At 61.1% G+C, this 24781-nt stretch carries 20 protein-coding genes and 3 pseudogenes; 3 read left to right on the plus strand and 20 right to left on the minus strand.

Going from position 1 to position 24781, the window contains the following annotated elements; all coding sequences use genetic code 11:
• Nucleotides 1–7: 7 nt before the first annotated feature.
• The 9 genes from NKI70_RS14800 to NKI70_RS14840 form a co-directional block, all read right to left on the minus strand.
• Nucleotides 8–961 (minus strand): carbohydrate ABC transporter permease, encoded by a 954-nt coding sequence (locus tag NKI70_RS14800; RefSeq protein ID WP_023675501.1) that lies wholly within the window; start codon nt 959–961, stop codon nt 8–10.
• Between the two features lie 4 nt (nt 962–965).
• Nucleotides 966–2213: an ABC transporter substrate-binding protein gene (locus tag NKI70_RS14805; RefSeq protein ID WP_352454143.1), complete on the minus strand. Its 1248-nt coding sequence runs from the start codon at nt 2211–2213 to the stop codon at nt 966–968.
• Between the two features lie 200 nt (nt 2214–2413).
• Nucleotides 2414–3226, minus strand: a complete 813-nt coding sequence (locus NKI70_RS14810; protein WP_352448128.1) for an SDR family NAD(P)-dependent oxidoreductase — start codon at nt 3224–3226, stop codon at nt 2414–2416.
• Complete coding sequence (locus NKI70_RS14815; protein ID WP_352448127.1) at nt 3223–4224, minus strand: sugar phosphate isomerase/epimerase family protein; 1002 nt, start codon at nt 4222–4224, stop codon at nt 3223–3225. The genes NKI70_RS14810 and NKI70_RS14815 overlap by 4 nt, the downstream gene beginning before the upstream one ends.
• 37 nt (nt 4225–4261) lie before the next feature.
• Complete coding sequence (locus NKI70_RS14820; RefSeq protein WP_352454144.1) at nt 4262–5035, minus strand: SDR family NAD(P)-dependent oxidoreductase; 774 nt, start codon at nt 5033–5035, stop codon at nt 4262–4264.
• A gap of 4 nt (nt 5036–5039) precedes the next feature.
• A complete protein-coding gene (locus tag NKI70_RS14825) occupies nt 5040–6137 on the minus strand; it encodes an ABC transporter ATP-binding protein (protein WP_352454145.1) in 1098 nt (365 codons plus the stop codon).
• A 10-nt stretch (nt 6138–6147) separates the two neighbouring features.
• Nucleotides 6148–7080, minus strand: coding sequence for a carbohydrate ABC transporter permease (locus tag NKI70_RS14830; RefSeq protein ID WP_352697488.1), 933 nt, complete (start codon nt 7078–7080; stop codon nt 6148–6150).
• Nucleotides 7073–8011 (minus strand): carbohydrate ABC transporter permease, encoded by a 939-nt coding sequence (locus tag NKI70_RS14835; protein ID WP_352697490.1) that lies wholly within the window; start codon nt 8009–8011, stop codon nt 7073–7075. The genes NKI70_RS14830 and NKI70_RS14835 overlap by 8 nt, the downstream gene beginning before the upstream one ends.
• Before the next feature lie 57 nt (nt 8012–8068).
• A complete protein-coding gene (locus NKI70_RS14840; protein ID WP_352697492.1) occupies nt 8069–9334 on the minus strand; it encodes an ABC transporter substrate-binding protein in 1266 nt (421 codons plus the stop codon).
• Between the two features lie 143 nt (nt 9335–9477).
• Between NKI70_RS14840 and NKI70_RS14845 the strand changes: the two genes are divergently transcribed.
• A complete protein-coding gene (locus NKI70_RS14845; RefSeq protein ID WP_352697494.1) occupies nt 9478–10674 on the plus strand; it encodes an ROK family transcriptional regulator in 1197 nt (398 codons plus the stop codon).
• A 68-nt stretch (nt 10675–10742) separates the two neighbouring features.
• On the opposite strand, the gene NKI70_RS14850 is transcribed toward NKI70_RS14845, so the two are convergent.
• Nucleotides 10743–11702 (minus strand): DMT family transporter, encoded by a 960-nt coding sequence (locus NKI70_RS14850; protein WP_352469816.1) that lies wholly within the window; start codon nt 11700–11702, stop codon nt 10743–10745.
• Nucleotides 11703–12043: 341 nt separating this feature from the next.
• Here NKI70_RS14850 and NKI70_RS14855 point away from each other — a divergent pair, with 341 nt between their 5' ends.
• The gene (locus tag NKI70_RS14855) at nt 12044–13375 is read left to right on the plus strand and encodes a PQQ-dependent sugar dehydrogenase (RefSeq protein WP_352724690.1); all 1332 of its coding nucleotides are present in this window, start codon (nt 12044–12046) and stop codon (nt 13373–13375) included.
• Between the two features lie 98 nt (nt 13376–13473).
• Nucleotides 13474–13728, plus strand: a pseudogene (locus NKI70_RS14860) (FAD-dependent oxidoreductase); the annotation flags it as partial.
• A 174-nt stretch (nt 13729–13902) separates the two neighbouring features.
• Here the strand turns inward: NKI70_RS14860 and NKI70_RS14865 are convergent.
• The 10 genes and pseudogenes from NKI70_RS14865 to NKI70_RS14910 all read right to left on the minus strand — a co-directional run bounded on the left by NKI70_RS14865 (nt 13903) and on the right by NKI70_RS14910 (nt 24187).
• Nucleotides 13903–14160: a hypothetical protein gene (locus tag NKI70_RS14865; protein ID WP_352586693.1), complete on the minus strand. Its 258-nt coding sequence runs from the start codon at nt 14158–14160 to the stop codon at nt 13903–13905.
• A gap of 335 nt (nt 14161–14495) precedes the next feature.
• Complete coding sequence (locus tag NKI70_RS14870) at nt 14496–15035, minus strand: NADH-quinone oxidoreductase subunit B family protein (RefSeq protein ID WP_352586695.1); 540 nt, start codon at nt 15033–15035, stop codon at nt 14496–14498.
• 12 nt (nt 15036–15047) lie between these two features.
• Nucleotides 15048–16565, minus strand: a complete 1518-nt coding sequence (locus NKI70_RS14875; RefSeq protein ID WP_352690536.1) for a hydrogenase large subunit — start codon at nt 16563–16565, stop codon at nt 15048–15050.
• Between the two features lie 18 nt (nt 16566–16583).
• On the minus strand, nt 16584–18035 hold the full coding sequence (locus tag NKI70_RS14880; RefSeq protein WP_023675518.1) for a hydrogenase 4 subunit F: 1452 nt from the start codon (nt 18033–18035) through the stop codon (nt 16584–16586).
• Nucleotides 18032–18694 carry a hydrogenase-4 component E gene (locus NKI70_RS14885; protein WP_023675519.1) on the minus strand — a complete coding sequence of 221 codons (663 nt, stop codon included), beginning with the start codon at nt 18692–18694 and terminating at the stop codon, nt 18032–18034. The genes NKI70_RS14880 and NKI70_RS14885 overlap by 4 nt, the downstream gene beginning before the upstream one ends.
• Nucleotides 18694–19650 carry a respiratory chain complex I subunit 1 family protein gene (locus NKI70_RS14890; protein ID WP_023675520.1) on the minus strand — a complete coding sequence of 319 codons (957 nt, stop codon included), beginning with the start codon at nt 19648–19650 and terminating at the stop codon, nt 18694–18696. The genes NKI70_RS14885 and NKI70_RS14890 overlap by 1 nt, the downstream gene beginning before the upstream one ends.
• A pseudogene (hyfB, locus tag NKI70_RS14895) lies at nt 19641–21663 on the minus strand (hydrogenase 4 subunit B). The gene NKI70_RS14890 and the pseudogene hyfB overlap by 10 nt, the downstream one beginning before the upstream one ends.
• Nucleotides 21660–21974 carry a helix-turn-helix domain-containing protein gene (locus NKI70_RS14900; RefSeq protein WP_023675522.1) on the minus strand — a complete coding sequence of 105 codons (315 nt, stop codon included), beginning with the start codon at nt 21972–21974 and terminating at the stop codon, nt 21660–21662. The pseudogene hyfB and the gene NKI70_RS14900 overlap by 4 nt, the downstream one beginning before the upstream one ends.
• A gap of 462 nt (nt 21975–22436) precedes the next feature.
• Nucleotides 22437–23204: pseudogene (locus tag NKI70_RS14905) on the minus strand (YoaK family protein); the annotation flags it as partial.
• A gap of 212 nt (nt 23205–23416) precedes the next feature.
• On the minus strand, nt 23417–24187 hold the full coding sequence (locus NKI70_RS14910) for a restriction endonuclease (RefSeq protein WP_352724691.1): 771 nt from the start codon (nt 24185–24187) through the stop codon (nt 23417–23419).
• Between the last annotated feature and the right edge of the window lie 594 nt (nt 24188–24781).

Here is a 24781-nt window from a genome sequence, read left to right on the forward strand (position 1 = left end):
GCCAATCTCAATAGGTGGTTTCGCGGTTGAGCAGGCGGAACTGAACGAAGGTGATGGCCAGGATCAGCAGGAACATCAGGAAAGACAGCGCCGAGGCGTAGCCGATGTTGAGCTCGAAGAAGGCTGCCTCGAACACGTGCAGGCTGAAGAACCGCGTCGCGTCGGCCGGTCCGCCCTTGGTTATCAGGTAGGCCGGCGCCAGCTCCTGTAGCTGGCTGATCGTGCTGACGACCGCGATGAACAGCGTGGTCGGCGTCAACAACGGCCAGGTCAGATAGCGGAATTGCTGCGTCGGCGTGGCGCCGTCGATGGATGCGGCATCGTAGAAGTCGGACGGGATCGACTGCAACGCGGAGAGGTAGATCAGCATGGCATAGCCGACATCCTTCCACACCGTGATGGCGATGAGGGTCGGCAGCGCGGTCGAGGTGTCGCCGAGCCAATTCTGGGTCGGCAGCCCAAGCTCGGCAAGGAAGCTGTTCAAGATGCCAGTGTAGGGATCGAGAATTGCCTGCCACATCAACGCGACGATCACGAAGGAGGTGATGTAGGGAAAGAAGATGATTGCGCGGATCAGAGTGCGCCCCGGGATCGGCCGGTTGAGCACGACCGCCAGTCCGAGGCCAATGGCGATGCTGGCCGCGGTGACGCCTATCGCGAAGGCCAGCGTCACGAAGAGCGACTGCCGAACGCGCGCGTCGCCGAGGGCAGCAACGTAGTTGTCCAGTCCGGCGAATCGGCTCTCGCCGATCAGCGGCTGGCCGCTGTACAGGCTCGCCCAAAACTCCAGTCCTATCGGATAGAAGAAATAGACCGAGAAATAGAGGATTGCTGGCGACAGCAGCAGGTAAGCGAGAAGCGTTTGTCTGGTGCGCCGGCTGAAGCGGGCAGCTCGCCGGGTCGGCATCGCGCCGACGCGAATGTCCGTATCGGCCGTATCGGTGCTGCCGCTGATAAACATCGGCCTAGTTGTTGGCCAGGATGACGTTGGCCTCGGCCGCGAATTTCGGCATAATCTCGGCTGCTGGCTTCTGATTGTAGATGATATCCTCGAGCGCACTTTGCAGAAGCTTCTCGATTCGCGCGTGCTTGCCGGTGAGGCGCAGCTCGGCGGTGACGTCTTGCGCGTAAGGCAGGCATTTGCTGAAGCTGCCGATGACCGGATCGGCCTGAACCTCGGCGTTTTCGGCCCAGGATTTGCGCGGCATCGTCATGCCCGCTTCCTTGGTAGCCGCCAGTTCCGTGTCGAGCGCGACGAGCCGCTTCAACAACTCCCAGGCCTCCTTCGGGTGCTTGGCGTCCTTAGGGATCATCACGCTGACGCCGCCCGCGAACGTCGCCTGCACCTTGTGCTTGAGTGATGGCGCAACCGCCCAGTTGAGCTTCGGGTTGCCCGAGCGGATCGGCTTCACGTCCCACGGACCGGTTATGATCATTGCGACCCGGTTGGCCGTGAACAGCTTTTGCGGACCCTCATAGTCAGCACCCGCCGCCGGCTTGGTCGCTGCTTTTTCCTTGTGGATCAGGTCGGCGAGGAACTGGATCGCTTCGATCGCCTCAGGACTGTCGAGATTGACCTTGTTTGTCTTGGGATCGTAATAGCTTACGCCGTTCTGCAGCAGCCACGACGAATAATATCCGATGCTGGGGTTGGGAGCGAAGCCGAAGCGGGCGCCGGTCGTCGTCGCCTTGGCAACCTTCAGGAACTCCTCCCAGGTCGCAGGCGGCGCGTCGAAGCCCGCCTGCTTAAGCATATCGACGTTGTACACGAGGGTGGCGCAGGTGAGGTGGATCTGGACGCCATAGTACTGGTCGCCGAGTTTGTTGCGCTCGACGGAATAGGCTTGCCAGTCGTCGGGATAGCCGATCGCCTTGCCGTCTTGTTCGATGAAGTCGTTCAGCGGCCGCAGCAGATTCCGCTGGCCGAATTCCTGCACCCAGCCGCCGGGTTCGGCGACGAGATCGGGCGGACTCTTCGCCGCAAAATCCGCCACCAGCTTGGTGCGCATATCCGGCCACTGGAATTTCTCCCACTGCACCGACCATCCGGGATGATCGGCCTCGAACTTTGCTATTGCATCGGCATAAGCTTGATAGGCGTGGCCGGCGTTCCAATAGAGCGTCAAGGTCTCGGCATGGGCCGCAGTCGCGGTCGTCAGGGCCACGCCCAAAACCATGCCGTGCAGGAATCCGACTGACTTGTAGCGGCTCATCTTGGTCTCCTCCCAGGTTTGCCACCCGCCTTCCTCACAATGGATGGTGTCATATTATTCGATTAATATACCCGCTATACCGCAGTTTTTGTCAAGCTCCGACTGTAATGCAGTGCATAGTTCTGGCCGAACTCGGGCGGAGCTATTTACAGCGCGCGATGGCGAAGTTGCTTCCGGTACCCGGTATGGACGATCGCGGCCTAACCTGGAAAGATCGTGAAACCGCCATCGACTCGGATTACCTGCCCGTTGATGAAGCGCGCGCGCGGACCGGCGAGGAAGGCCACCGCTTCGGCGATCTCTTCAGGCTCCGCATACCGGTTCAGCGATTTCTTGCTCGAATCCATGCGCTGCGGATCGACCACGCGGCTCGCCTGGAACCGTGCCGTCTTGGTGGCGCCGGGGCTCACCGCATTGACGCGTACGCCATCGTCGATCAGTTCCTTGGCGAGGCAGCGCGTATAATGGACGACAGCCGCCTTGAGCGTCGAGTAGACCACCTCGGGCGAGCATCCGATATGCGCTGCCGCCGAGGCGATGTTGATCACCGAGCCTGAGCCACGCTTGACCATCGGCGGAACGAACGCCTGGCAGACCAGCATCGTGCCGATGAGGTTGTTCTCGGTTAGAACCTTGATGTCTTCGTAGTCGATGTCCAGTGCGTTGTTGGGATTGGGCTTTACGCCCTTGGCGCCGATGTCGCCGCCGGCGCAGTTTACCAAGACGTGCACGTCGCCGAGCTCCGCCTCGATCTTCCTCTTCATTTCCGCGACAGCTTGCTTGTCGCCGATGTTGCCGGTGACCGCGGTGATGCGCGTCCCATGCTTCTCCAAGCCCCTGGCAGAGTCGCCGAGGTCCGCGAATTCGCCATATTGAGATGGCCGGGCCCAATCGAGGTCGTGGACCGCGACGTTTGCGCCAAGTTCGGCCAAGCGGTCGGCCATCACGCGGCCGAGGCCGCGTCCCGAGCCGGTGACGAAGGCGGTCAGGCCGCTGAGTTCTCGGGCAGTCATGCTGATTTCTCCATTGCAATGAAATCGAATTTCATCATGTTGGCGGCGCTGCGCCGGATCATGTCGAGCTCGTACGAAACGAGCGCACCGTCATCATCGCGCTCCCATGGCGTGCGGTAGTCGGCGTCGTCCGCAAGGCGGTTCAGGCGCGCAGCACTCAGGCAGGCCGCGAATTCGCGGGCGGTCTTCGGCGCATATCCGTTCCACCAGTCGTCGGTGAGACAGCGAACGTGACGGGCCTCCAGCGCGCCGGGCTCAAGCACCGCCGTCAGCGTGTCGTGGTGCTCGCCAAGGATGGCTGCCAGTTCGGCGAAAGGCACGGCGCCGTCGCCGATCGCGCAGCGGACCAGGCGGTAGCCCTCATCCGTGAACTGGACGCGATAGTCCTTGAGGTGAACGTGGCGGACATGGGGCGCGATCCGGCGCGTGAAGGCAAGCGGCGCCTCGCCGACAGGAAAGGTGTTGCCGGTGTCGTAGGTGATGCCGACACCCGGCCCGCCGAGTTCGCAGAACGCAACCAGTTCGTCGCTGCCGAAGTCCTGATGGTTCTCGATGCCGAGCACGCGTCCCTCGGCCGCCGCACGCGGCCCCCATTCCGTCAAGGCAGCGCGAATCGTTGCGTTGAACTCGCTCCATTTCGGACCCCACGCATTGCGGTCGCCGCACAGGACAGGCGTCAGTGCGATACGGATCGTCGTCGCCTCGAGCAGGCGCGCAGCCCGAAAGGCGTTGTCCAGCGGACCTGCCACTAGAAGTCCGCCGCTCACCACCGGGACGATGTCCAGCGCGGCAAGACGCCTGCGCAGGGCGACGATTTCGGCGTCAGTCAAGTCGGTCAACCAGGGTTCGTAGATCTCGAGCGTGCGTGCGCCCAGTTCCTGCGCCAGCGTGATGAAGCCTTCCAGCCCCACGCCGTCCGGATTGTGCCGCGGCGTGCCGCGGCCCTGCAGGCCGAGATAGTAGGTCAGTCCGTAAGGGTTGAGGCCGAGACGAAACATCAGCTTGGCGGTTCCAATGGAGAGCGGAGAGGCGTCACTAGCGCAGACCGGCATCGACGGTTATGGACTGTTTGGTGATCATGCGGCTGTCGTCGGCCGCCAGGAAGAGCACGGTGCGTGCAATCTCCTCGCCCAGCAGGACGCGGCGAATCAATTGCCGCTGCACCGTCTGGTCGACTGCCTCCTGCGTCTTGAACCACAGCTCGCGCTGCCGCTCGGTCATGACGGCGCCGGGTTCGATCGCATTGACGCGGATGTTATCCGGTCCGAACGACCGCGCCAACGCACGCGTCAGCGCCACCACGGCCCCCTTGGCGGTGGCATAGGCCACCATCTGGTCCGCTCCGAACCGCCAGGCAATGGAGGAGAAGTTTATGATCGAGCCGAAGCCGAGTTCCTTCATATGCGGATGCACTGCCTGCGCGGCGAAGAAGTGATGCCTCAGATTGACGTCGAAGCTGCGGTCCCAATAGTCGGCCGTTACCGCGTCGATGGGATGGCGCTGATCATTGGCTGCGTTATTCACCAGGACGGCGACCGGACCAAGCCGCGCGCGCACGCCTGCTACCGACGCCTTTAGCGCATCGACGTCGGTCACATCGCAATGGAGATATAACGGAGCCTGCCCGGCGGCACCAGCGAGCTCGCGCACCAACGCCTCCGCTGGTTCGTCCTGCACATCGAGAAAGGCTATCCGGGCGCCGTTCGCCACGAAGGCGCGGACCATATCGGCGCCAATGCCGGAGGCGCCGCCGGAGATCAGCACGACCCGATCGGTCAAGCTCGGATAAGTCGCGAATTGTACGGACATCAAACTACAGAAGCGCCTTGGTTGTTGGATCGAACAGACAGGCACGCGACATGTCGATGCCTAGCGTTATCGTCTCGCCCATGACGGGAGCGTCATCCGGCTCGAAACGGCCGGTGATCTCCAGGTCACCCAGCCTGAGCACGGCAAGCGTCTCGGCCCCGGTAGGCTCGACCAATTCGACCGGCGCCTGCATGGACGCCACAGCAGGTTTGCGCGACTTCAGATCGGTCGTGAAACGGTAGATGTGTTCCGGCCGGATACCGAGCACGACGTCCTGTGGCGCACCGGCGGGCATCGGCGCGGCAAGGGCGAGGCTGGCGTCGCTGCCGTCAGCGGCGCGTACCGAGATGCTGGTCGAGCCCGTAAGCCGGGCGGGAATGAAATTCATCGCCGGCGATCCCATGAAACCGGCAACGAACATGTTGGTCGGCCGGTCGTAGATCCGCTTCGGCGTGTCGAACTGCTGTACCGAGCCCTGGTTCATCACCGCAATGCGGGATGCAAGCGTCATCGCCTCGACCTGATCGTGGGTGACATACACCGTGGTCTTGCCGACGCGATGGTGAAGCTTCTTGATTTCGGTACGCATGTCGACGCGCAGCTTGGCGTCGAGGTTGGACAAGGGCTCGTCGAACAAAAACAGCTTCGGGTCGCGCACGAGGGCACGCCCCATCGCAACGCGCTGCCGCTGGCCCCCCGAGAGCTGGCCGGGCTTGCGTTTAAGCAGCTGTTCGATCTGCAGGAGTGCGGCAACCCGCTGGACAGCTTCCGCCTGCGCCGCTTTTGGCACGCCGCGGCTCTCCATGCCGAAGGTGATGTTCTGGCGCACCGTCATGGTGGGATAGAGGGCGTATGACTGGAACACCATCGCAATATCGCGGTCCTTGGGTTGCACCGAGTTCACCAGCCGGTCGCCGATCCATATCTCGCCCGACGTGACGGTTTCCAGTCCGGCGATCATGGCGAGCAAGGTTGACTTGCCGCAACCCGACGGGCCGACAAGGGCGACGAATTCTCCGGTCTTAGCCTCGAGATCGATGCCGGCAAGAATCTCGAGCGAGCCGTAGCTCTTGTGAAGGTTGCGGATCATCAACGCGGACATCGGCGACGCCTCATTTTATGGCGCCCTGGGTGAGGCCGCGCACGAAGTATTTTCCACCAAACAGATAGATCAGCAGCGGAGGCAACGCGCCGATCAGCACGGCTGCGCTCATCACATCGTAAGCACGCGCGGTCGTGCCGCCGGCCGTGAGCGCGACCAACGCCGCCGTAATCGGCTGCTGCTGGCCCGATGTGAAGACGACGCCGAACAGATACTCGTTCCAGATGCCGGTGAACTGCCAGATGACGGTGACGATCAGGATGGGCGGCGACAGGGGCAGGATGATCTTGCGGAAGATCCGCCAGAAGCCGGCGCCGTCGATGCGTGCCGCCTTGATCAGGTCGTCCGGTATGCTGACGTAGAAATTGCGGCAGAACAGGGTGGTGAACGAGATGCCCTGGACGACGTGGATCAACACCAGCCCGTATGTGGAATTGGTCAGGCCGAGCTTGCCGAGCAGGAACGCCCACGGCATCAGCGAAATTTGGCCGGGCATGAATACGCCGAGCAGCATCAGATTGAAGATCATTTCGGAACCCCTGAAACGCCACTTGGAGAGGATGTAGCCGTTCATGGCGCCGAGAATGGTCGAGATGATGGTGGCGGGGATCGTCATCGCCAGCGAGTTGAAGAAATTGCGCTTCATGCCCTCGCAGGTACCGCTGACGCAGTAGGATCCCCAGGCCTGCGCCCACGCATCGAACCGGAAGCTGCGCGGTACGGAGATGAGGCCGTTGCGGGCAATCTCCGACTGCTCGCGCAATGAGTTGAAGATCACCACCAGTAGCGGCACGAGATAGACGATCGCGAAAAGCGTCAGCACGGCATAGACAAGGAAGCGGCTCCAGAAATGCCGGCGCGTGGCGGCGGCAGCTTCCGGATCAAAGCCGGTCGGATTGGGGCGGGCCGGATCAAAGCTGGCATCGGGAGCAATTTCAGCCATTGCGGCCCTCCGCCCGCCGGCGCCAGACGATCCACAACGAGTAAGACACCAGCACCACCGCGACCGCCGCGAGCATCATCATCGCCGCGGCGGCACCCTCGCCGATTTGGCCGCGCTGGAACATCAGGTCGTAGACATAGATGGCGGGGAAGGTGGTGGACACACCTGGGCCGCCTCGCGTCAACGCCGCCACCAGGTCGAAGGTCTTGATGGCGAATTGTATCTGAATGACCGCCACCGCCAGGAATATCGGAGCGATGGTTGGCAGGATGACCCTCCGATAGGTCCGGAAAACCGACGCGCCGTCGATTTGCGCGGCTTTGACGAGATCCGGATCGACCGACCGCAGACCGGCCAGGAAAAGTGCCATTGCGAAGCCGGACGACTGCCAGATACCGGTTATGATCACCGCATAGATCGCAGTGTTGCGGTTGGCCGTCAGGGCGAAGCTGAAGTCGGTCCAGCCAAGCCCGCGAACGAAGGCCTGGATACCGTCGACAGGATTATAGAGCCAGCTCCACACCGTACCGGTGACGATGAAGGACACCGCCAACGGGTAGAGAAAGATGGTGCGCCAAGCCGCCTCGCCGCGGACGCGCTGGTCGATCGCGATCGCGAGCAGCAGGCCAACGGCCATCGAGCCAACGATATAGAAGCCGCTGAACAGGAAGAGATTGGTATAGGCGATGTTCCAGCGCCGGTTTGCCCAGAGCGAAGCGTAATTGTCCAGGCCGACGAACCCATAGGTCGGCAACAGCGACGAATTGGACAGCGAGATGTAGAGTGTCCAGAGCGTGAAGACGAAAACATAGATGAAACTCGCCGCTATCGACGGCGCCAGCACCAGAATGGGCACCATCGTGCCCAGGCGCTCGCGCCACGGACGGGCCGCGGCAGCTGCGGCTGGTACAATCAGATCATGGGTGGACATCGGGCTGCTCCGGCGAGGTCTGGCCGGGAGCTTCGCCCCCGGCCATCATCGGCAGCGTCACTTCTGCGCTTCGGCCGCATCCGCCATCGCATTGGCCGCGTCCTGCGCACTCATATCCGGCGTTGCTACAAACTCCGTGATGCTATCCATTATTGCGCCGCGGACCTTTTGCGGAACCGTCATGTTGTGCGCCATCGAACGCACGAGCGTGCCGGCGGCGATCGAGGCTTGCAGATCCTTTTGCGAGAGTTGCTGGCAGGGATTGAAGCCGTTCGAAAGATCGACGTCGAGGCGGGCCGGAATGGACCCTTTGGTCTGATTGAAAATGGTCTGGAATTCGGGCGACAGGATGATGCTGGCAAGCAGCTTCTGTCCCTCGATATAGTCCGGGTCCTTCTGCTTGAAGAACACGACGGAGTCTGAATTCAAGATGAAACCGGGCTTGCCCCAATCGGTCGGCGCCTGAGCGCAGACATAGTCGGTGCCCTCCTTGAAGCCGCCGGCCGTCAGCAGGCCGATCGTCCAGTCGCCCATGATGTGGAAGGCGGCCTCGCCGCGGCCGACGAGATGCGACATGGTATCCCAGTCACGCCCGTTCATGCCGGGGTCCATGTACTTCGAGGTCATGGTGCGAAACTGCTCGAAGGCCTTGACCATGCCGTCGCTGCGCATGGCATCGACGCCGCCCTCGACGAAAGCTTTCTTGTAGAGATCGAGGTCCTGACCGTACACGACCACTTCGAAGACGGTCGAGTCGGTCCAGTCGGCGGTCGAGTGCGAAATGCAGATCTTGCCGCTGGCCACGATCTTGTCGCAGGCGGCGTTGAATTCCGCCCATGTCTTCGGCATCTCGGTGACGCCCGCGTCCTTCATGACCTTCGGCGATGCCCACAGCCAGTTGATGCGGTGGATGTTCATCGGCGCGGCCACCCAATTCCCGGTCGGCTTCATCACCGGCAGCAATTCGGGAGCGACGACCTTCTCCCAATTTTCCGCCTTCGCCAGGTCGTCGAGATTGGCTGTCATGCCCGTCTCGTTCCATTCGGCGATCTCGGGGCCTTTGAGCTGCACAGCGGGAGGTGCGTTGCCGGCGATCACATCAGCACGCAGTTTGGCCAGGGTATTGGCCGTATGGCCTGCGATGGAGGTCTGCTGCCAGGTGCCACCCTTGGCGGTAAACATCTCGCCGAGCTTGGCGATAGCCTGGGCGTCCGATCCGGTGGCCCATTGATGCAAGAGGTTGGTCTTCGGCTCCGCGAGGGCTGTTCCGGTAATCAAGGTGAAGGCGGTAGCGGCCGCAAAGGCCGTCCTCAGGTATTTCATCGTTTCACTCCCATATGTGATGCACGGTTCGTATCGACCGCTTGTGGCCCGCGATTTGAGGTCGTGGCCGGCGAGATTCAGTAATCTCCGTTCTTTCCAAGATGACATATTTGGGCTATCAGTCAACGTGCTTTGTGCCCATCATGAACAAACCTTCGCTTAGAAATTGGCTGATCGACAGGCCGTCCGCGTCGCCGGAGAGCCTGATCGTCCGATGCCTGCGCGAGCGCGGCGTGCTTTCTGCGTCGCAAATTACCCGCATTACCGGTTTGGCGCGGTCGACGGTTTCAACCGCGCTCAACGGCTTGAGAAAGTCCGGGATGGTGATCGAATCCTCGGCCCATCATGACTCGGCCAGGGGTATCGGCAGGCCTGCCATGACATTGACGCTCAATCCCGCCGCAGGCACTTGCGTCGGCATCCATCTGGCCCTCGACGAGATGCGGTGCGTCGTCGCTGACGTTTCGCATTCTTTCATTGCCGAACAAACTATCCCCATGGGTCTGGACTACCAGCCGCAACAGGCGGCCCAGCTCGCCAAGTCAGTGATTGCCCAATGCTACAAAGAGAACGGTCTGCCGATGGCGGGGCTCCTGGGGGTTGGGGTCTCCGTCTCGGGCCCAGTCAGCCGCGAAGGAGTGGTGCTGCGCGCGAGTATCGTTCCGACCTGGGCCGGGGTCAACATCCGCGATGTGTTCGGGCCGGTTCTCGAACAGCCGATCTTCGCCGACAATGAAAGCAACTGCTCGGCCATTGCGGAGCTGATGTGGGGCGCGGCCGTCGGCCAGGACGATTTCGTGCTGTTCAAGATCGATCTGGGCGTCGGCGGGGCCATTGTCCAACATGGCCGGCTGGTGAGCGGCATCGCCGGCGGCGCCGGCGAATTCGGGCACATTAGCATCGATCCCGGCGGCGAGCTTTGCCGGTGCGGCAATCGAGGATGCCTGGAGCTCTATGCCAGCTTTGCCGGACCGCTCGAGCAGATTTCGCGCATCGTGCGGCGGTCGGTCACGATGGACGACGTGATCATGATGGCCGAGCAGGGCGACGTGAGGGCGCTGCGGATGATCGAGGACACCGCCGAGTTCGCCGGCCGTGGCCTTGGCCTGATCGGTTCGGTTCTCAATCCGCCGCTCATCATCATCGGCGGCCGCATGGCCTTGGCGGGCGACATTCTCCTGGCGCCACTGATCGCATCATATGAACGCCACACGCTCATCAAGTCCCGCGATGTGGCGCCTGCGCTGCGCACGCGGATAATCGTTGGCAAGCACACGGAGAACGATGCATTGCTCGGCGCGGTCGGCCTCGTGCTGCGCCACAACAGCCGGCTTCAGTGACCCGGCTTGCTTCGGGTGGCGCTCTGATTTTGCGAGCTGCTCGCCGAAGCAGCGGAACTGATGTTTGCCTACGCGACACGCACCGTGCGCTGCCTCGGCTTGATCGCGGTGGCGAGCAGCAGGCCGGCGATGATGAAGGCGGCGCCGGCGAGATCGTAGTCGTGCAAGCTTTCGCCAAGGACCAGATAAGCGAGAACGGCGACGAAGGCGGTCTGGAGATAGAGCAGCATGCTGGCGCGCCCCGCACCAAGCGTCTCGACGCTACGGTTGTAGAGATAGTACATCAGAGCGCCGCCGGGGCCGGCAACATAGGCGAGAGCCAGAAGGCCGTTCGCATGCAGTGCCGAACGATCCCCGGAAAACAGTTCCCAGAGATAGAAGGGCAGTGCCGCCAGCGCGCCGGCTCCCAGCAGCAGGACCACCATCGGCAGAAGCTCGATAGCGAATTTGGCGCGACGCAGCAGCACGGTATAGAGGCCCCAACAAAACGCGCTGCCGACGATCCACAACTCGCCGGGATTGAACTGCAGCTGCATCAGCGCGGCAAGGTCGCCGCGCGCCACGATCACCACCATCCCGGCCAGAGCGACCAGCGCTCCAAGCGCTTTCCAGACACCGAGGGGCTCGCCGAGCACGAAGCGGGCAAGCACCATGGTCATGATCGGCGACAGCGCCATGATGATGCCGGCGGTTGTCGCGTTGGTGTAGTTGAGGCCCGTGTAGATCATGCCCTGACACAAGGTTAGCCCGATAGTGCCGATGACCAGCACCTCGATCACCCGGGATTGGATCAGCACGAGCATCGCCCCGTGATGACGATGGACGATAGGCAGCAGGATCGCGCACGCGAGCGTCAGCCGCCAGAAGCAGAGCGCCCAAGGCGGCATCTCGGGGGCAACCCACTTGGCGGCGATATAGACGCCGGCCGACAGGAGCCAGCAGAGCGTCGCGAGGGAATAGGCGAGCGGAAGTGATGCGCCGGGTGTCGCCTTCGCTACACTTGGATGTGCTATCGGCAGCGATTGGATATCCGTCTCCTCCCACCGCAGACTTTAGCAGATTTGCAGCGTCTTGCTAAGCAGCAACAACAGCTGTTTCACCAGCTGGTGCAATCGGTGGGTCATTGTGGGTCCCGCCGTTCACGGTCTCCTTCCATTCGAACGCATGTTGGCCCATGATTCATATTGCGCGACAGATATTCGCGCGGTTGCCACAATCTTCTCGCGCCATATTTCTACCGAGCGCAGATCTGTCGCGAATTCCTGGCCCTGGGATCACGAGCGCCGCTGTTTCGAGGCAATTGGAAGAATAAGCCACTGACTTCCGTTTGCACAAAGAGCGCGACACAAATCCATGCGGAGGACGTCCGATGCATGCCGGCTTCCCAGGAAGCGTACTCGTAGCGGTGTTGGGCACCGTCATGGCGAGCTGCGCTGGCATTCCGGCGCAAAAAACTGGTGCAATAACCGGCTATGGCCCCAACCCCACTTTACCGAAACCAAGACCGACGCTGATCCCGACTGTTAACATCGCCGAGGCGAAAGGCTGGCAGAAAGAAGGTATGCCGACCCCGGCGAAGGGGCTGACAGTGAACGCCTTCGCCACCGGCCTCGATCATCCGCGCTGGCTACATGTGCTTCCGAACGGCGACGTGCTGGTTGCTGAAACCAATGCCCCTGCCAAGCATGACGAAGGCTTCAGTCTTAGAAAGGTCTTCATGGACCTGGCTATGAAGCGGGCTGGCGCCGCGACCAAAAGCGCCAACCGCATCACGCTCCTGCGCGACACCGATGGCGACGGCATTGCGGATGTACGCACGACGTTCGCGGAAGGCCTCAATTCGCCCTTCGGCATGACGCTGTCCAAAGGCAAACTCTTTGTCGCGAATACCGACGCGCTGGTCGCTTTCCCCTACTCCAATGGCCAGACCCGAGTCAGCACGTCGCCGGAAAAGATCATCGACTTGCCGGCCGGGGACCTCAACCATCATTGGACCAAGGACGTGATCGCAACTCCGGATGGACGCAAGCTCTATGTCACCGTTGGTTCCAACAGCAACGTTGGAGAAAACGGCATAGCCGCGGAGAAGAACCGCGCCGCTGTCCTTGAAGTGGATCGGTCTACCCGCCGCACTCGGGTCTTCGCCTCGGGCCTGCGCAACCCGAACGGGCTCTCCTGGAATCCTGAGACTGGCCAGCTTTGGGTCGCCGTGAACGAGCGTGACGAGATCGGCGACGACCTTGTGCCGGATTACATGACCTCGGTTCGTGACGGCGCTTTCTACGGCTGGCCCTACAGCTACTACGGACAGAACGTCGACGAACGTGCCAAGCCGCAGCGCCCCGATCTCGTGGCGGCAGCGATCAAGCCCGATTACGCCCTGGGCTCTCATACCGCCTCGCTGGGACTGACCTTCTCCAAAGGCGCGCGGCTCGGTCCGGCCTACGGCAACGGCGCCTTCGTCGGCCAGCACGGCTCGTGGAATAGAAGCGTGCACAGCGGCTACAAGGTCATCTTCGTGCCGTTCCATGGTGGCAAACCGAGCGGTCCACCGGAAGATGTGCTCACTGGCTTCATCGGGCGTAATGGCGAGGCGATGGGCCGGCCGGTCGGCGTCGCTATCGATCAGACTGGCGCACTGCTCGTCGCCGATGACGTCGGTAATGTCATCTGGCGGGTCCGCCGGGCGAATGGCCGTTGAGCGCAGGTGGCCTTTCTGATTCCGACCTCACCAGCCTTCGGCTACTGCGCCACGCCCGATATGGCTGCATTCGGCTGCGATTTCGATGCAAATGCCAGGTGACGACATCGCGCCTGCCGCATGTCGGTCGCTATGGCGACGTCTATTTTGCGCATGGCTATTCGGGCAAGGGGGTGATCCTGTCGACGCTGTCGGGCAAGCTGCTCGCTGAGGCGATCACCGGTGATGCTTCGCGGCTCGATCTGTTTTCGACCCTAAGCCCGCTGCCGTTCCCCGGCGGCACGGCGCTGCGCGGCCCGCTCTATGTGCTCGGCATGCTTTGGTACGCAATGCGTGACCGCATCAAACATTGAGCGCAGGCATGCGCAATGAGGCCGAGCGCCGCCACCAAGCGATTAACGGCTGATTTCGCGGCGGCGTCCGACTTGATCGATGCTTGAATATGGTCCGCAGGCAATGGCCGCGAGTCGGTCCAGGCCCTGCTCCCGAAGCCTGAGCGCCGATAGACCTGCCTGGTATTTCCTCAGCTAATAGATCGATATGATTGCAGGATTAACCGTTTCATATCCCAGGCGCGGCTCCGATTTGTCTTTCGAAATCGCGCTGGAGACAGTTCCGGTTGAACTGCAGTCCAATTTTGTTTCCCTGTTTTTCTTGATCGTGCTGCCCGACAGGTCGGCGCAGCACGACGTTACTGCTGTACTGACCACCCTCTTTTTCTCGTGTGCAACGGCGGCGGTGGATACGGCCATCACAATTGCCGCACAAATAATCGTCAATCTCATTGATTTCCCCCTTAGAGCACCGCAAACGTGTGGTCGACTGCCTTGAGACGCCGGCGAAGACGGTACTCGCGCCTGGCCGGCCCATGCAGCTTCCGACTGCACAAGATTGTAACTACATTAGCTGCAGCGCAAGTAACCATTTCGGACTAGGGAACGGGTTCCCCTTCGATCGAAAGCGCTGGGCTGCCGGCGAAAAAGCAGGCGTTTTAGCCGTTCTCGCCGCCGAGCGCCTTCCAAGTTTGGGACAGAGGTTGGCTGATGCCCTTAAACTCACGGCTACGCATTGGTTGGATCTATGCAGCGACAAGGCCAACCTTGGCAAAGCCTCTACATAGTCACCTTCGGGCAGCACCAGTCTTGGAATTCACGCCCTCAAGCAAGGCGAGCAGGCCTTTCAGAATTTCGATTGGCGGCGGCGGACAACCTGGAATGTGCAGATCGACAGGCAAGGCCTCGGACACTCCGCGCACCACCGCATAGCTGCCGGAGAAACAGCCGCCATTGCCTGCGCAATCTCCCAGTGCGACCACCCATTTTGGGTTGGGTGTTGCGTCGTAGGTCCGCTTCAATGCCTCGCGCATGTTTTTTGTGACCGGCCCGGTGACGAGCAGTACATCGGCATGGCGCGGTGATGCGACGAACCGGATCCCAAAACGCTCGATGTCATAGAAGGCGTTGTTCAGCGCGTGCATCTCAAGTTCGCAGCCGTTGCAGGAACCGGCATCGACCGCCCGGATCGACAGGCTTCGCCCCAATCGTTTGTGAGCAGCCCCATCGAGCGCGCGTGCGAGTTCGTCGACTGCCGTGCTGCTTGCCAACGGCGGATGCTCGGTGAGAGGGGGGCGTATCAGGCTTTCAAAAAGAAGCTTGCGCATGATAGCGTGCCTTCAGAGATCATGGCCCGAATAAGAGCAGTTGAACGATTTGTTGCACAGCGGAAAGTCGGCAACGATGTTTCCTTCGATCGCCGCTTCAAGGAGCGGCCATTGAAACCATGACGGATCACGGAGGTGACAGCGCTCGACCAAGCCGCCCTTGCCAATGCGCAGCCAGGCCAGAATGTCGCCGCGGAAACCTTCGACGAGCGCCATGCCTTCATGCGATCGGTTTGTCTGCGCGAAATCGACGCGGATCGGCCCGTCTGGCAGTTGTCGCAGGACTTGTTCGATCAGGGACAGGCTCTGTTCGACCTCGTGGATACGAATCCATACACGGGCGTTCACATCGCCTTCCTGGAGGAGAGGTACATCGAAGGCGAGTTCGCCATAGGGTGGATAAGCGAGATTGCGTCGGGCATCGAAGTCCCGACCGGAGGCCCGGCCAACGTAGCCTCCGGCGCGATATTGACGAGCGAGTTCCACCTTCAGCCGGCCAGTTGCGACAGTCCGATCCTGCAGCGACGCCGTGTTGTCGTAAAGCTCGACCAGCGCGGGAAACCGCTGCCTGATCTCTGCGATCAGGGACCTGAGCGCTGTCGTGCCCTCATCGCTCAGGAAGCTTGCCACGCCTCCGGGCACGATGCAGTCGCGCATCAAACGATGACCGAAGGCAGCATCGCTTGCCCGCAATACGCGCTCACGCAGCACCCCACAGTGGGCATGCATGAGCGCGAAGGCGGCATCATTGCAGATAGCGCCGATGTCGCCCAGATGATTGGCCAGGCGCTCCAACTCGGCCATGAGCGCTCGCAGCCAGACCGCGCGTGGGGGAACCTGGACACCCAGCGCCGCCTCGACCGCGCGGGCAAAAGCGAGGGAGTATGCCACGGTACTGTCGCCAGAGGTTCTGCCCGCCAATTTGGCTGCACGGTCGATGTCGGACCCCGCCATCAGGCCTTCTATACCCTTGTGCGCGTATCCGAGGCGCTGCTCCAGCCGGACGACCGTTTCACCGCTCGCCGTGAACCGGAAATGGCCCGGCTCGATGATGCCGGCATGCACGGGCCCGACCGGGATCTGATGCAGGCTCTCCCCCTCTGCAGGCAGGAAACTGTACGGGAAGGCAGTCGCAGCAGACGTCCGGACGCGGGTACTCAACGGATAGCTGACACCCCAGTGGCCATGATCAAGCCACCGTCTCGTATCAGGCGCGCCTTGTGGCAGGAGCCCGAACAGGTCAGCAGCCGCACGTTCGAGCCGCAGTGCGGGCGGATGCAGCCGGCCGACCGATGGGTAGCGGCCACTGGGGCATTCCAGGCTGACGACGCCGATGTCCCCGGCGCTTTCATCGAGAAGTGCCATGTGGACGGCGCCTGGCTCACCCCATAGGCCGAGCAAGCTCCAGTGGCCCTCGGCCAGTTGCTCGACGGCAAAGCCCCATTTTTTCGGAGTCACCACGGCGCGCGACCACGGGAAATGATATTCGACACGTTGGCCAGCAAGGATGAGGTCGATCAGCGCGGGCATGCTCTTTCTCTCCTCTGCTCACCCCAGGATACTTGCGACGTGCTGGAACCATGTGACCAGCGGTGGCGGCAGATAGATGCCGGCGGCAAACACCAACGCCAAGTGGGAATACATCGGAATGTAGGACGCCTCGGCGGGTGCAGTGCTGCCGCGCGGTTCGCCGAAAGCGACGCCGGTCAGTCGAAGCAGCAGGGCGCCGAAAGCGAGCAGAATCCCGAAAACCAACGGCATCGCCAAAAGAGGGTGTCTTGCAAATGTCGAACTCACGACCAGGAATTCGCTCATGAAGATACCGAGCGGAGGGAGGCCGGCAATGGCAACGACGCCGATGACGAGCGCCCAGCCAAGGGCAGGATGTGTTTCCGTCAGTCCCCGGATTTCGGCGATGTTCTGTGTCCCCTTGACCTGGGCAATGTGGCCGACCGTGAAAAAGATCGCCGACTTGGTCAGGCTGTGCATGACCATGTGCAGCAGCCCGGCAAAATTGGCGAGCGGGCCTCCTATGCCGAAGGCGAACACGATGATGCCCATGTGCTCGATCGAGGAGTACGCGAACAGGCGTTTGATGTCGCGGCGGCGGTAGAGCATGAAGGCCGCGAAGACAAGCGACGTCAGTCCCATCGTGATCATCAATGGCCCAGGTGCGATCGCTTCCGGGCTTGCCGCGAGCAACAGCTTGAAGCGCAGCACGGCATAGAGTGCGACGTTTAACAGCAAGCCCGACAGCACTGCGGAAATCGGCGTTGGACCCTCAGCATGCGCGTCTGGCAGCCAGGCATGTAAGGGCGCAAGGCCGACCTTCGTCCCGTAGCCGAGCAGCAGAAAGATGAAGGCGACATTGAGCAGAGCCGGATCGAAGCGCGCGGCGTGAGCGATGAGCACCGTCCAGACCATCGCATTCGTCCCCTCGCCAACAACCGGCTGTGCAGCCATGTAGACGAGGATGGTGCCGAACAGTGCGAGCGCGATGCCGACGCTGCCCAGAATGAAATATTTCCAGGCTGCCTCCAGCGCTTCGTGCGTGCGGTAGATGCCGACCATGAGCACGGTGGTCAGCGTGGCAAGCTCCACCGCCACCCACATCAAGCCAATATTGTTCGACACGAACGCCAGGTTCATGCCGAACATCATGACCTGGTACATTGCGTGATAAAACCGCAAGTTCGGGACTGTCAGCCGCCCGCTCTCCAGTTCGTGGGCAATGTAGGAAGCGCTGAAGACGCTGGTGGTGAAGCCGACGAATGTGTTGAGCACGATGAAGACGATGTTGAGATCGTCGACGAGCAGATACTGCCCAGGCTGCGGGCGGTCGGTGACAAGAAGCGACAGTGCGGCGAGCAAGGTCAGCAAGCTCGCAGCGACATTGACGCCCGCCGATATCCGGTATTTCGGCAGCGCCGCCAGAAGTGCGGCCGCGAAGACCGGTATCAGCAAAATGGCGGCCACCGCATCGAGGGAAAACGCGGTCAACGGTGTTCTCCCCTGTAGTCGTCGAGCGCGCCGACATCCACCGAGTCGAACCTCTCGCGGATGCGGAACAGGAAGACTCCGATGACGATGAAGGCGATAAGGATCGAGAAGGCGACACTGATCTCGACGACCAGAGGCATGCCCTTGGCCCCCGTGGCGGCGAGGACCAGACCGTTCTCGAGCGACATGAATCCGACAACTTGGCTGACGGCGTTGCGGCGGGTGACCATCACCAGCAGCCCCAGCAAAATGATGGACAGCGCGAAAGCCAGGTCCTCGCGGGCGAGGGGATCAGCCTCGGGAGTGACGCGCAGCATCAGGACCATGGACAGGGTCACCAGGCCTATCCCCGCAAGCATCGTCGTACCGATGCCGACGGCGGTCTCGACGTCACGATGGATGCCGAGCCGCTGAATGATGCGATGAAGCCCGACAGGAATGACGATCGCCTTGAAGACGAGGGCGATCGCCGCCGTGACGTAGAGATGATGCGCGTCCTGAATGTATGCCTGCCAAGCTACGGACAGGGCCAGCACGATTGCATGAAGCGCAAAAACGTTGATCAGAGCAAAGAGGCGATCCTGATACAGCATCATGAAACTGACCAGCACCAGGCCGCCGGCGAGCAGGTGAGCGATGTCGAAGGTGAGGCCGTTCATCAGAGGCTCCGTGAGACGAACAGCAGGAGCGTGCCGAGCAGGGCCAGCATCAGCGCTGCCCCGAGGAAATCCGGGACGCGGAAGACGCGCATCTTGGCGATGGCAGTCTCAAACACGGCGAGGAGAACGCCACAGACGGCAAGCTTGCCGACATAGGCGACGACACCCGGAGCAAGGGATTCCAGTCCTGCCCCGGCGCTCGCCAGTCCCCAAGGTAGGAAGACGCAGGAAATCAGCGACACATAGAGCAGAAGCTTGAGGAAGGCGGCAAACTCGATCATCGCCAGATGGCGACCGGAATATTCCAGCACCATCGCCTCATGAACCATGGTGAGTTCCAGATGGGTCGATGGGTTGTCCACGGGTATGCGGGCGTTTTCGGCGATCGCCACCATCACGAGGGCGATGAGCGACATCCCGAGCGACACCCGCAAGCCAACCTCCGGTGACCCCATGAAGGCGGCGACCGTTGAGAGTTGCGTAGCACCCGCGACGAGCGCCAGGCTGAACACGATGAGCAGCATGGCGGGTTCGGCCAGCGAAGCGATCATCACCTCGCGGCTCGAGCCGATGCCGCCGAAGCTCGTGCCGACGTCCATGCCTGCCAGCGCCAGGAAGAACCGGGCGCTTCCCAGCAGTGCGACAATGGCTATGAGATCGGCGGTCCAACTGAATGTGAGGCCGGCGGCGAATGTCGGGATGAGCGCCGCGCCGACCCAGGTGGTGGCAAAGATCAGATAGGGCGTCACGCGAAACAGCCAGGATGCGTTGTCCGCCAGAACGACTTCCTTGCGCATCAGCCGCAAGAGATCGCGGTAAGGTTGGATCAGGGAAGGACCCTGGCGGCGCAAGAGCCGTGCCTTCACCTTGCGCACGAATCCGGTCAGGAGCGGCGCCAGCAAAAGCACCAGCGCCATCTGCGCGCCTTGAACGGCCAACTCGAGAATCACGGCCATAGTGCGAGCACCAGGAGCAGGACAATGAGAAAGAGAAAGACGAGGGTCAGGTAGCGCCTGATCGTCAGGAACTGCAGATGGTTGAGGTGGTCGGTCGCAAAGTCGAGGGCCCGGCCGATAGGCAGGTACAGCGTCTCCCAGATCACATCATGCATTTCGACATTCAGACGAGCCGGACCGGTCTCGCCAGGTGCCGGCATTTCGACGGTTTCCCTTGCACGGAATACGAACGTGCCGAAGACGCGGCGGATAGGCTGCGCGAAGCTGACGGCCGTGTACTGCGAGCTCGGGACCACATCCGGGAAGCCACAACCCCAGGCGGGACCCCGACGGAGTGCATGTGATGCAAAGCGATGGATCACATATGCCGCAGCGGATGCGGAAAAGGCGATGAACAGGAACACCAACAGGCCGTTGTAGGAACTGCGGCTCGCTGCAATCGGCACGATAGACAGCCAGGGCTGGGCCATCTGCATAGGCATCCGACTGCCGATCAGTGGCAGTGTCACCGATGAGAGGCCGTCTATCACAAGACCGGGCAGAATGCCGGCCAGGAGACAAAGGGAAGCGAGAATGAACATTGCCGCCAGCGAGTAGCGGTCGACCTCATGCGCCAGTTCCACCGCGGCCGAGCGTGGCCGGCCGAGGAATGTAATCCCGAACGCCTTTACAAAGCAGGCCGCGGCCAGTGCCGCTGACAGCGCCAGCAGACCGCCAACGGCGGGCACCATGACCTTCAGTCCCCATTGTGGCAGATCGGGGCTCTGCAATATGGCCTGAAAGGCCAGCCATTCGGAGACGAAGCCGTTGAAGGGTGGAAGTGCCGAGATCGCGACGCAACCGACGAGAAAGGCAAAACTTGTAAAGGGCATGCGGTGGATGAGACCGCCCAGCTTCTCCATATCCCGCTCTCCGGTTGCCGTCAGCACGGCGCCCGCGCCGAAAAACAGCAGGCTCTTGAAAAAGGAATGGTTGAGGACGTGGAACAGCGCGGCGGTGAGCGCCAGCGCTGCAGCCGATGGCATGGCGTTCGCCTTGAAAGCGCGCGAGACCAAGGCTTACGAAGATGACGCCGATGTTTTCAATGGTGCTATAGGCAAGCAGTCGCTTCAGGTCCTTTTCCATCAGCGCGTAGAGGATGCCGAGAACCGCCGTCAGGCCGCCAAGGAAAAGCACGGCAACGCCCGACCACCATGCCGGCTCACCGAGCAGATCGAAAATAACGCGTATGAAGCCATAGACTGCGACCTTGGTCATCACGCCGCTCATGAGAGCCGAGACGTGGCTTGGCGCGGCCGGATGAGCGAGTGGCAGCCAAACCTGCAGCGGGACGAGTCCAGCCTTGGAGCCGGCGCCCAGCAGCATGAGAACCAGGACGAAAGCAGCGGCGAACGGGGTGGGGTCGGCGGCTCGCATCGCGTCGAATGTGTAGGTTCCATCGGATCCGGCGAGCAGGCCGAACGCAAGCAGCAGCGCGAGTGTGCCGAAGCTTGCCATCACGAGATAGATGTAGCCCGCCCGCGCATTGTCCTGCTCGCGATGGTGCGCCATGACGAGCGCCCAGGAGGCGAGCGACATGAATTCCCAGGAAAGCAGGAAAGTGAAGGCGTCGTCGGCCACCACGACAAGGTTCATTCCGGCCAGGAAAGCCGGAAAGAACGGCAGCACCCGATGCGGCGCAGACTCATGCCTGCCGTAGCCGAGGCCATAAAGACTGGCCATGGAGCCGCCGAAGTTGACGACGATGAGGAAGAAAGTCGAGAGCGCATCCAAACGGAAATGAGCGCCAATCCATGGCAATCCAAGAGGCAACACCACAGTCGACGGGGTGACGGGATTGTCGGCGATGCGGCTCGCGAGAACCATGAGCACGGCCGACGATATACCTAGCGTCAAGCCGTAGATCAGGCGGCGTGTTCCCGAGTCGGATCTGCGGCTTTCCGCAATCGCAAGCACCGCAGTCCCCAGGAGCGCAGCGACGCCCCACAGGAGGACCGCGGCCCCCGAAATCACGCCACGCTCCTCACGGGGAGTTTGGCATCCGTATCGACCCCGCCAAGGATCTTGGCGGGGTCAAAGTCCGCTTTCAGTCGCACGCCGCGCCCGCCGATTTGGCTGGAGGCGCCTTCAGCGATCAATTCCACGCCGGCGAGGTCAAGTGCCCCGATCAGCTTCATGAGAGAATCGACGTTACCCCGAATAATCGACTCGCTGGCTTCCATGCGTTGAATTGTCGGCACGGAAAGACCGGACAATTCGGCAAGCCTGCGCTGGTCGATGCCAAGGAGCGCCCTCGCGGCACGCAACTGTGGAGCAGTTATCACGGTCGCATCCCCCTTTTTGATCAGCTTTGAGATATTATCTCTACGTCTTGCAGCATATATTAAAATGCGGCGCATTCAATTAGTGATGCGTGGCGCATCTGTCTTGAGGCTGTAGAAAACCGGGTAATACGCCCTGCGCACCAAAGCCATGCGGCCATTGCCGTCACGGCCAGTCTTGTCGCCAGCCGTCTCGGATTGCGCGTGATGGGGCTGGCAATGGGCCTTATCTCGGCCGGCCACTCGATTGGAGCCGCCGCGGGCGCGTCGGCTATCTCTTCGACCCCACTCTACGTTATGAGTGGGTATGGCTGAGTTCGCTTGCTCATGCCGTTGGGCCGGTCTCATCGTGTTCGTGCTTCAGGATCGGCCAAACAGATAGCTGCCGAAATCCAGGAACAGCGCCTTCGCGAATGTGCTGCCAAATCTGGCATGCGGCAAAGCTCTGCAGCGCTACTGCCAAAGCCGCCTCATGCGAACGGAGACGTCCTCCAGGACTGGCATGGAGGCCAGCACGAGGAGAATGGCCGCGAGAAACAACGTCGCCGCGAAGCCGACATGCTTGAAACCCACAGCGCCGATGACGCCGCCGAGAAAGAACAATGCCACAAGCGACGCAAGCAGCCTCAGCTTTCTTCGATCTGCCTTCACGAACAGTTCGTCCGAGTCACGCCCCGAGATGTTCCAATAAAGCAGCTTGCCGAGTTCGATGCCCATGTCAGTCACCAGGCCAGTGACATGCGTTGTCCGGATTCTGGCTTCCGACAGCTTGGTGATGATGGCGTTCTGCAGGCCCATGATGAAGCAAAGCAGCATCACCGTCATCGGCACAAACAGGGCTTCATGACGCGCAAGATGGCTGCCGAGCAGACCGAAGCAGATCAGCAGAAGCGCTTCCAGGACAAGCGGGAACGCGTACTCGCCCTGCAGACTCTGCCGCCTTCCCCAGTTGACCAGCACCGCTGAGCAGGCGGCGCCTGCGACAAACGACAACAAGGCCCCCAATCCGGAAAGCGCCAGTTCGACATTGCCGAGTGCCAGGTGATCAGCCATCGACGAAACGATGCCTGACATGTGGGATGTGTACTGTTGGACCGCCAGAAAGCCGCCAGCATTGGCGGCTCCTGCGATGAACGTCAGAAAGCGAGCGAGGTGCCGGTCGGCTCTGTCGCTGCGCTCTTTTCCGGTCAGCCGGCGCAGATACAGGATCATGAGCGAACCTTGCCTTTCCATGCGGAAAAGCGGGACCGCAAGCTGACATGCCGGGAGAGGCTCATTGGGTGTTTCGGGAAGAAAAGGAAGACGAAGGACGGTGAATGCGTGGCGCCGAGGGCGCGCTTTGTATGATCTAGTTTGGCATGCCCAACAGCGTATCTGGATGCCGGAACCTGACACCACGGCCGCCATCGTCGCTACGCATAGCCCTATCGAAGGGCGACCAACGTCTATTCTCCCTTGTTCCACCGGTATTTTTGTATCCAGTCTAACACATCGTGGGCGTCGTGAAGGCGTATCTCTTCGGGCTTGTTCTTTGCAAAGTCTGCAGCTTCCCGCGAATAGGTCGAGCCAGAAATGGCGACCGCACCATGTAAGTCCCAGGCTTTTGCGGCGCCATAAATCTGCTGAACCACGGGCCTTCCGAGCGCTTTCCGTGGTTTGCCATCACGTTGGTCAGGCTGTTTGCATTGAACAGCGACGATCAATGGGTCGATGTCCTCATTTTTTACGGCGAGAAAATCTATGCCGCCGTCCTTCGTTTCACGGAAAAGATCCACCTCAAATCCGCGGCGCACGAATAATTCGGCGCAAAGGCCCTCAAAGTCGCCCTTCGATACGTTCGGAAGGGCTTCAGGATTTTTTTGTAGCTGTTCATAGAGCTCTTGCCCAATGAACCTTTCAACCTCAACGAACTTGCCATCGCTTTCCTGGTTACGCTTGGTATATGTGTTTCCGATGCGCACGTCGCTAAAATGGATGTCCCCGGAAGCGTAGGCCTTGTTGAGAGCCTCTAGCGAGTACAGCTCTCGATCCCGCACCCAGCAAACGCGGTCACCCTCCTCCAAGCCATCTTGTTCAGCTGGGATGTAGAAGAAGTTAGCACCGAGGCAATATCGATAGCTTGAAGCGCGAATTCGGCGAACACCGTCAGGTTTTAATTCGACCTTGTTCGCGCATTTGAAGAACCTCTGCTTATTTTCGCAGAAAATCGCAAGCAATGTACCCAAAATTCACCTATCTACTGGCGCGCCCACTGGACCTCTTATAGCTCACGACGCGCCCTTGAGCCATTCCGCCGCTATAGGAAGCCAGTCAATTTCGCGAGCTTCCTTGTGCGTCCATACGTCCCAGAAATCGGGATCATCGGACTGTGGTCGATGCTCCTTGGGTAGGTCTCTCATTTTCACCAAGACGGGAATTGCAGCGGCCCATCCGAGGAGAATTGCTTGTTGCGATGGCAGAGTAGGAAGTTCACCCAGCAAGCCGCCCAACGCATCGGGAACCAATTTTCTGACAAGTCCCTGATCTATATCATTGACGATCCGGTGAAGTAGGAAGCTGTTGCACTGCGCCAAGACCGTAGGCGAAAGCTCAGGAGGCCGTTGCGACGACAAGAGCAAGCCGAGCCCAAATTTGCGGCCCTCTCGTGCTATTCTCTCGAACGTTTGTCGACATGTGTCGGCCGGCTGGAGCATTTAGGCCCATTTCTCCATCCTTTCGTACAAACGTAAGCGGTGTTCTCAGGCCACGGCCCTGAGTTCAGGGACCCGGATATAGGCCCAAGGCAGCAGGTCGTCGATCTGGCTGTTCGG

The sequence above is a fragment of the Mesorhizobium sp. M0500 genome (genome assembly GCF_040321165.1).
GTDB lineage: Bacteria > Pseudomonadota > Alphaproteobacteria > Rhizobiales > Rhizobiaceae > Mesorhizobium.

What these genes read in the sequence shown, in the direction of transcription:
- NKI70_RS14835 (WP_352697490.1), bottom strand. Translation starts at nt 8,011, where the DNA reads ATGTCCACCCATGATCTGATTGTACCAGCCGCAGCTGCCGCGGCCCGT.
- NKI70_RS14855 (WP_352724690.1), top strand. Translation starts at nt 12,044, where the DNA reads ATGCATGCCGGCTTCCCAGGAAGCGTACTCGTAGCGGTGTTGGGCACC.
- NKI70_RS14890 (WP_023675520.1), bottom strand. Translation starts at nt 19,650, where the DNA reads ATGGCCGTGATTCTCGAGTTGGCCGTTCAAGGCGCGCAGATGGCGCTG.
- NKI70_RS14830 (WP_352697488.1), bottom strand. Translation starts at nt 7,080, where the DNA reads ATGGCTGAAATTGCTCCCGATGCCAGCTTTGATCCGGCCCGCCCCAAT.
- NKI70_RS14885 (WP_023675519.1), bottom strand. Translation starts at nt 18,694, where the DNA reads ATGAACGGCCTCACCTTCGACATCGCTCACCTGCTCGCCGGCGGCCTG.
- NKI70_RS14865 (WP_352586693.1), bottom strand. Translation starts at nt 14,160, where the DNA reads ATGAGATTGACGATTATTTGTGCGGCAATTGTGATGGCCGTATCCACC.
- NKI70_RS14840 (WP_352697492.1), bottom strand. Translation starts at nt 9,334, where the DNA reads ATGAAATACCTGAGGACGGCCTTTGCGGCCGCTACCGCCTTCACCTTG.
- NKI70_RS14805 (WP_352454143.1), bottom strand. Translation starts at nt 2,213, where the DNA reads ATGAGCCGCTACAAGTCAGTCGGATTCCTGCACGGCATGGTTTTGGGC.
- NKI70_RS14825 (WP_352454145.1), bottom strand. Translation starts at nt 6,137, where the DNA reads ATGTCCGCGTTGATGATCCGCAACCTTCACAAGAGCTACGGCTCGCTC.
- NKI70_RS14845 (WP_352697494.1), top strand. Translation starts at nt 9,478, where the DNA reads ATGAACAAACCTTCGCTTAGAAATTGGCTGATCGACAGGCCGTCCGCG.
- NKI70_RS14820 (WP_352454144.1), bottom strand. Translation starts at nt 5,035, where the DNA reads ATGTCCGTACAATTCGCGACTTATCCGAGCTTGACCGATCGGGTCGTG.
- NKI70_RS14815 (WP_352448127.1), bottom strand. Translation starts at nt 4,224, where the DNA reads ATGTTTCGTCTCGGCCTCAACCCTTACGGACTGACCTACTATCTCGGC.
- NKI70_RS14800 (WP_023675501.1), bottom strand. Translation starts at nt 961, where the DNA reads ATGTTTATCAGCGGCAGCACCGATACGGCCGATACGGACATTCGCGTC.
- NKI70_RS14810 (WP_352448128.1), bottom strand. Translation starts at nt 3,226, where the DNA reads ATGACTGCCCGAGAACTCAGCGGCCTGACCGCCTTCGTCACCGGCTCG.
- NKI70_RS14875 (WP_352690536.1), bottom strand. Translation starts at nt 16,565, where the DNA reads ATGCCCGCGCTGATCGACCTCATCCTTGCTGGCCAACGTGTCGAATAT.
- NKI70_RS14870 (WP_352586695.1), bottom strand. Translation starts at nt 15,035, where the DNA reads ATGCGCAAGCTTCTTTTTGAAAGCCTGATACGCCCCCCTCTCACCGAG.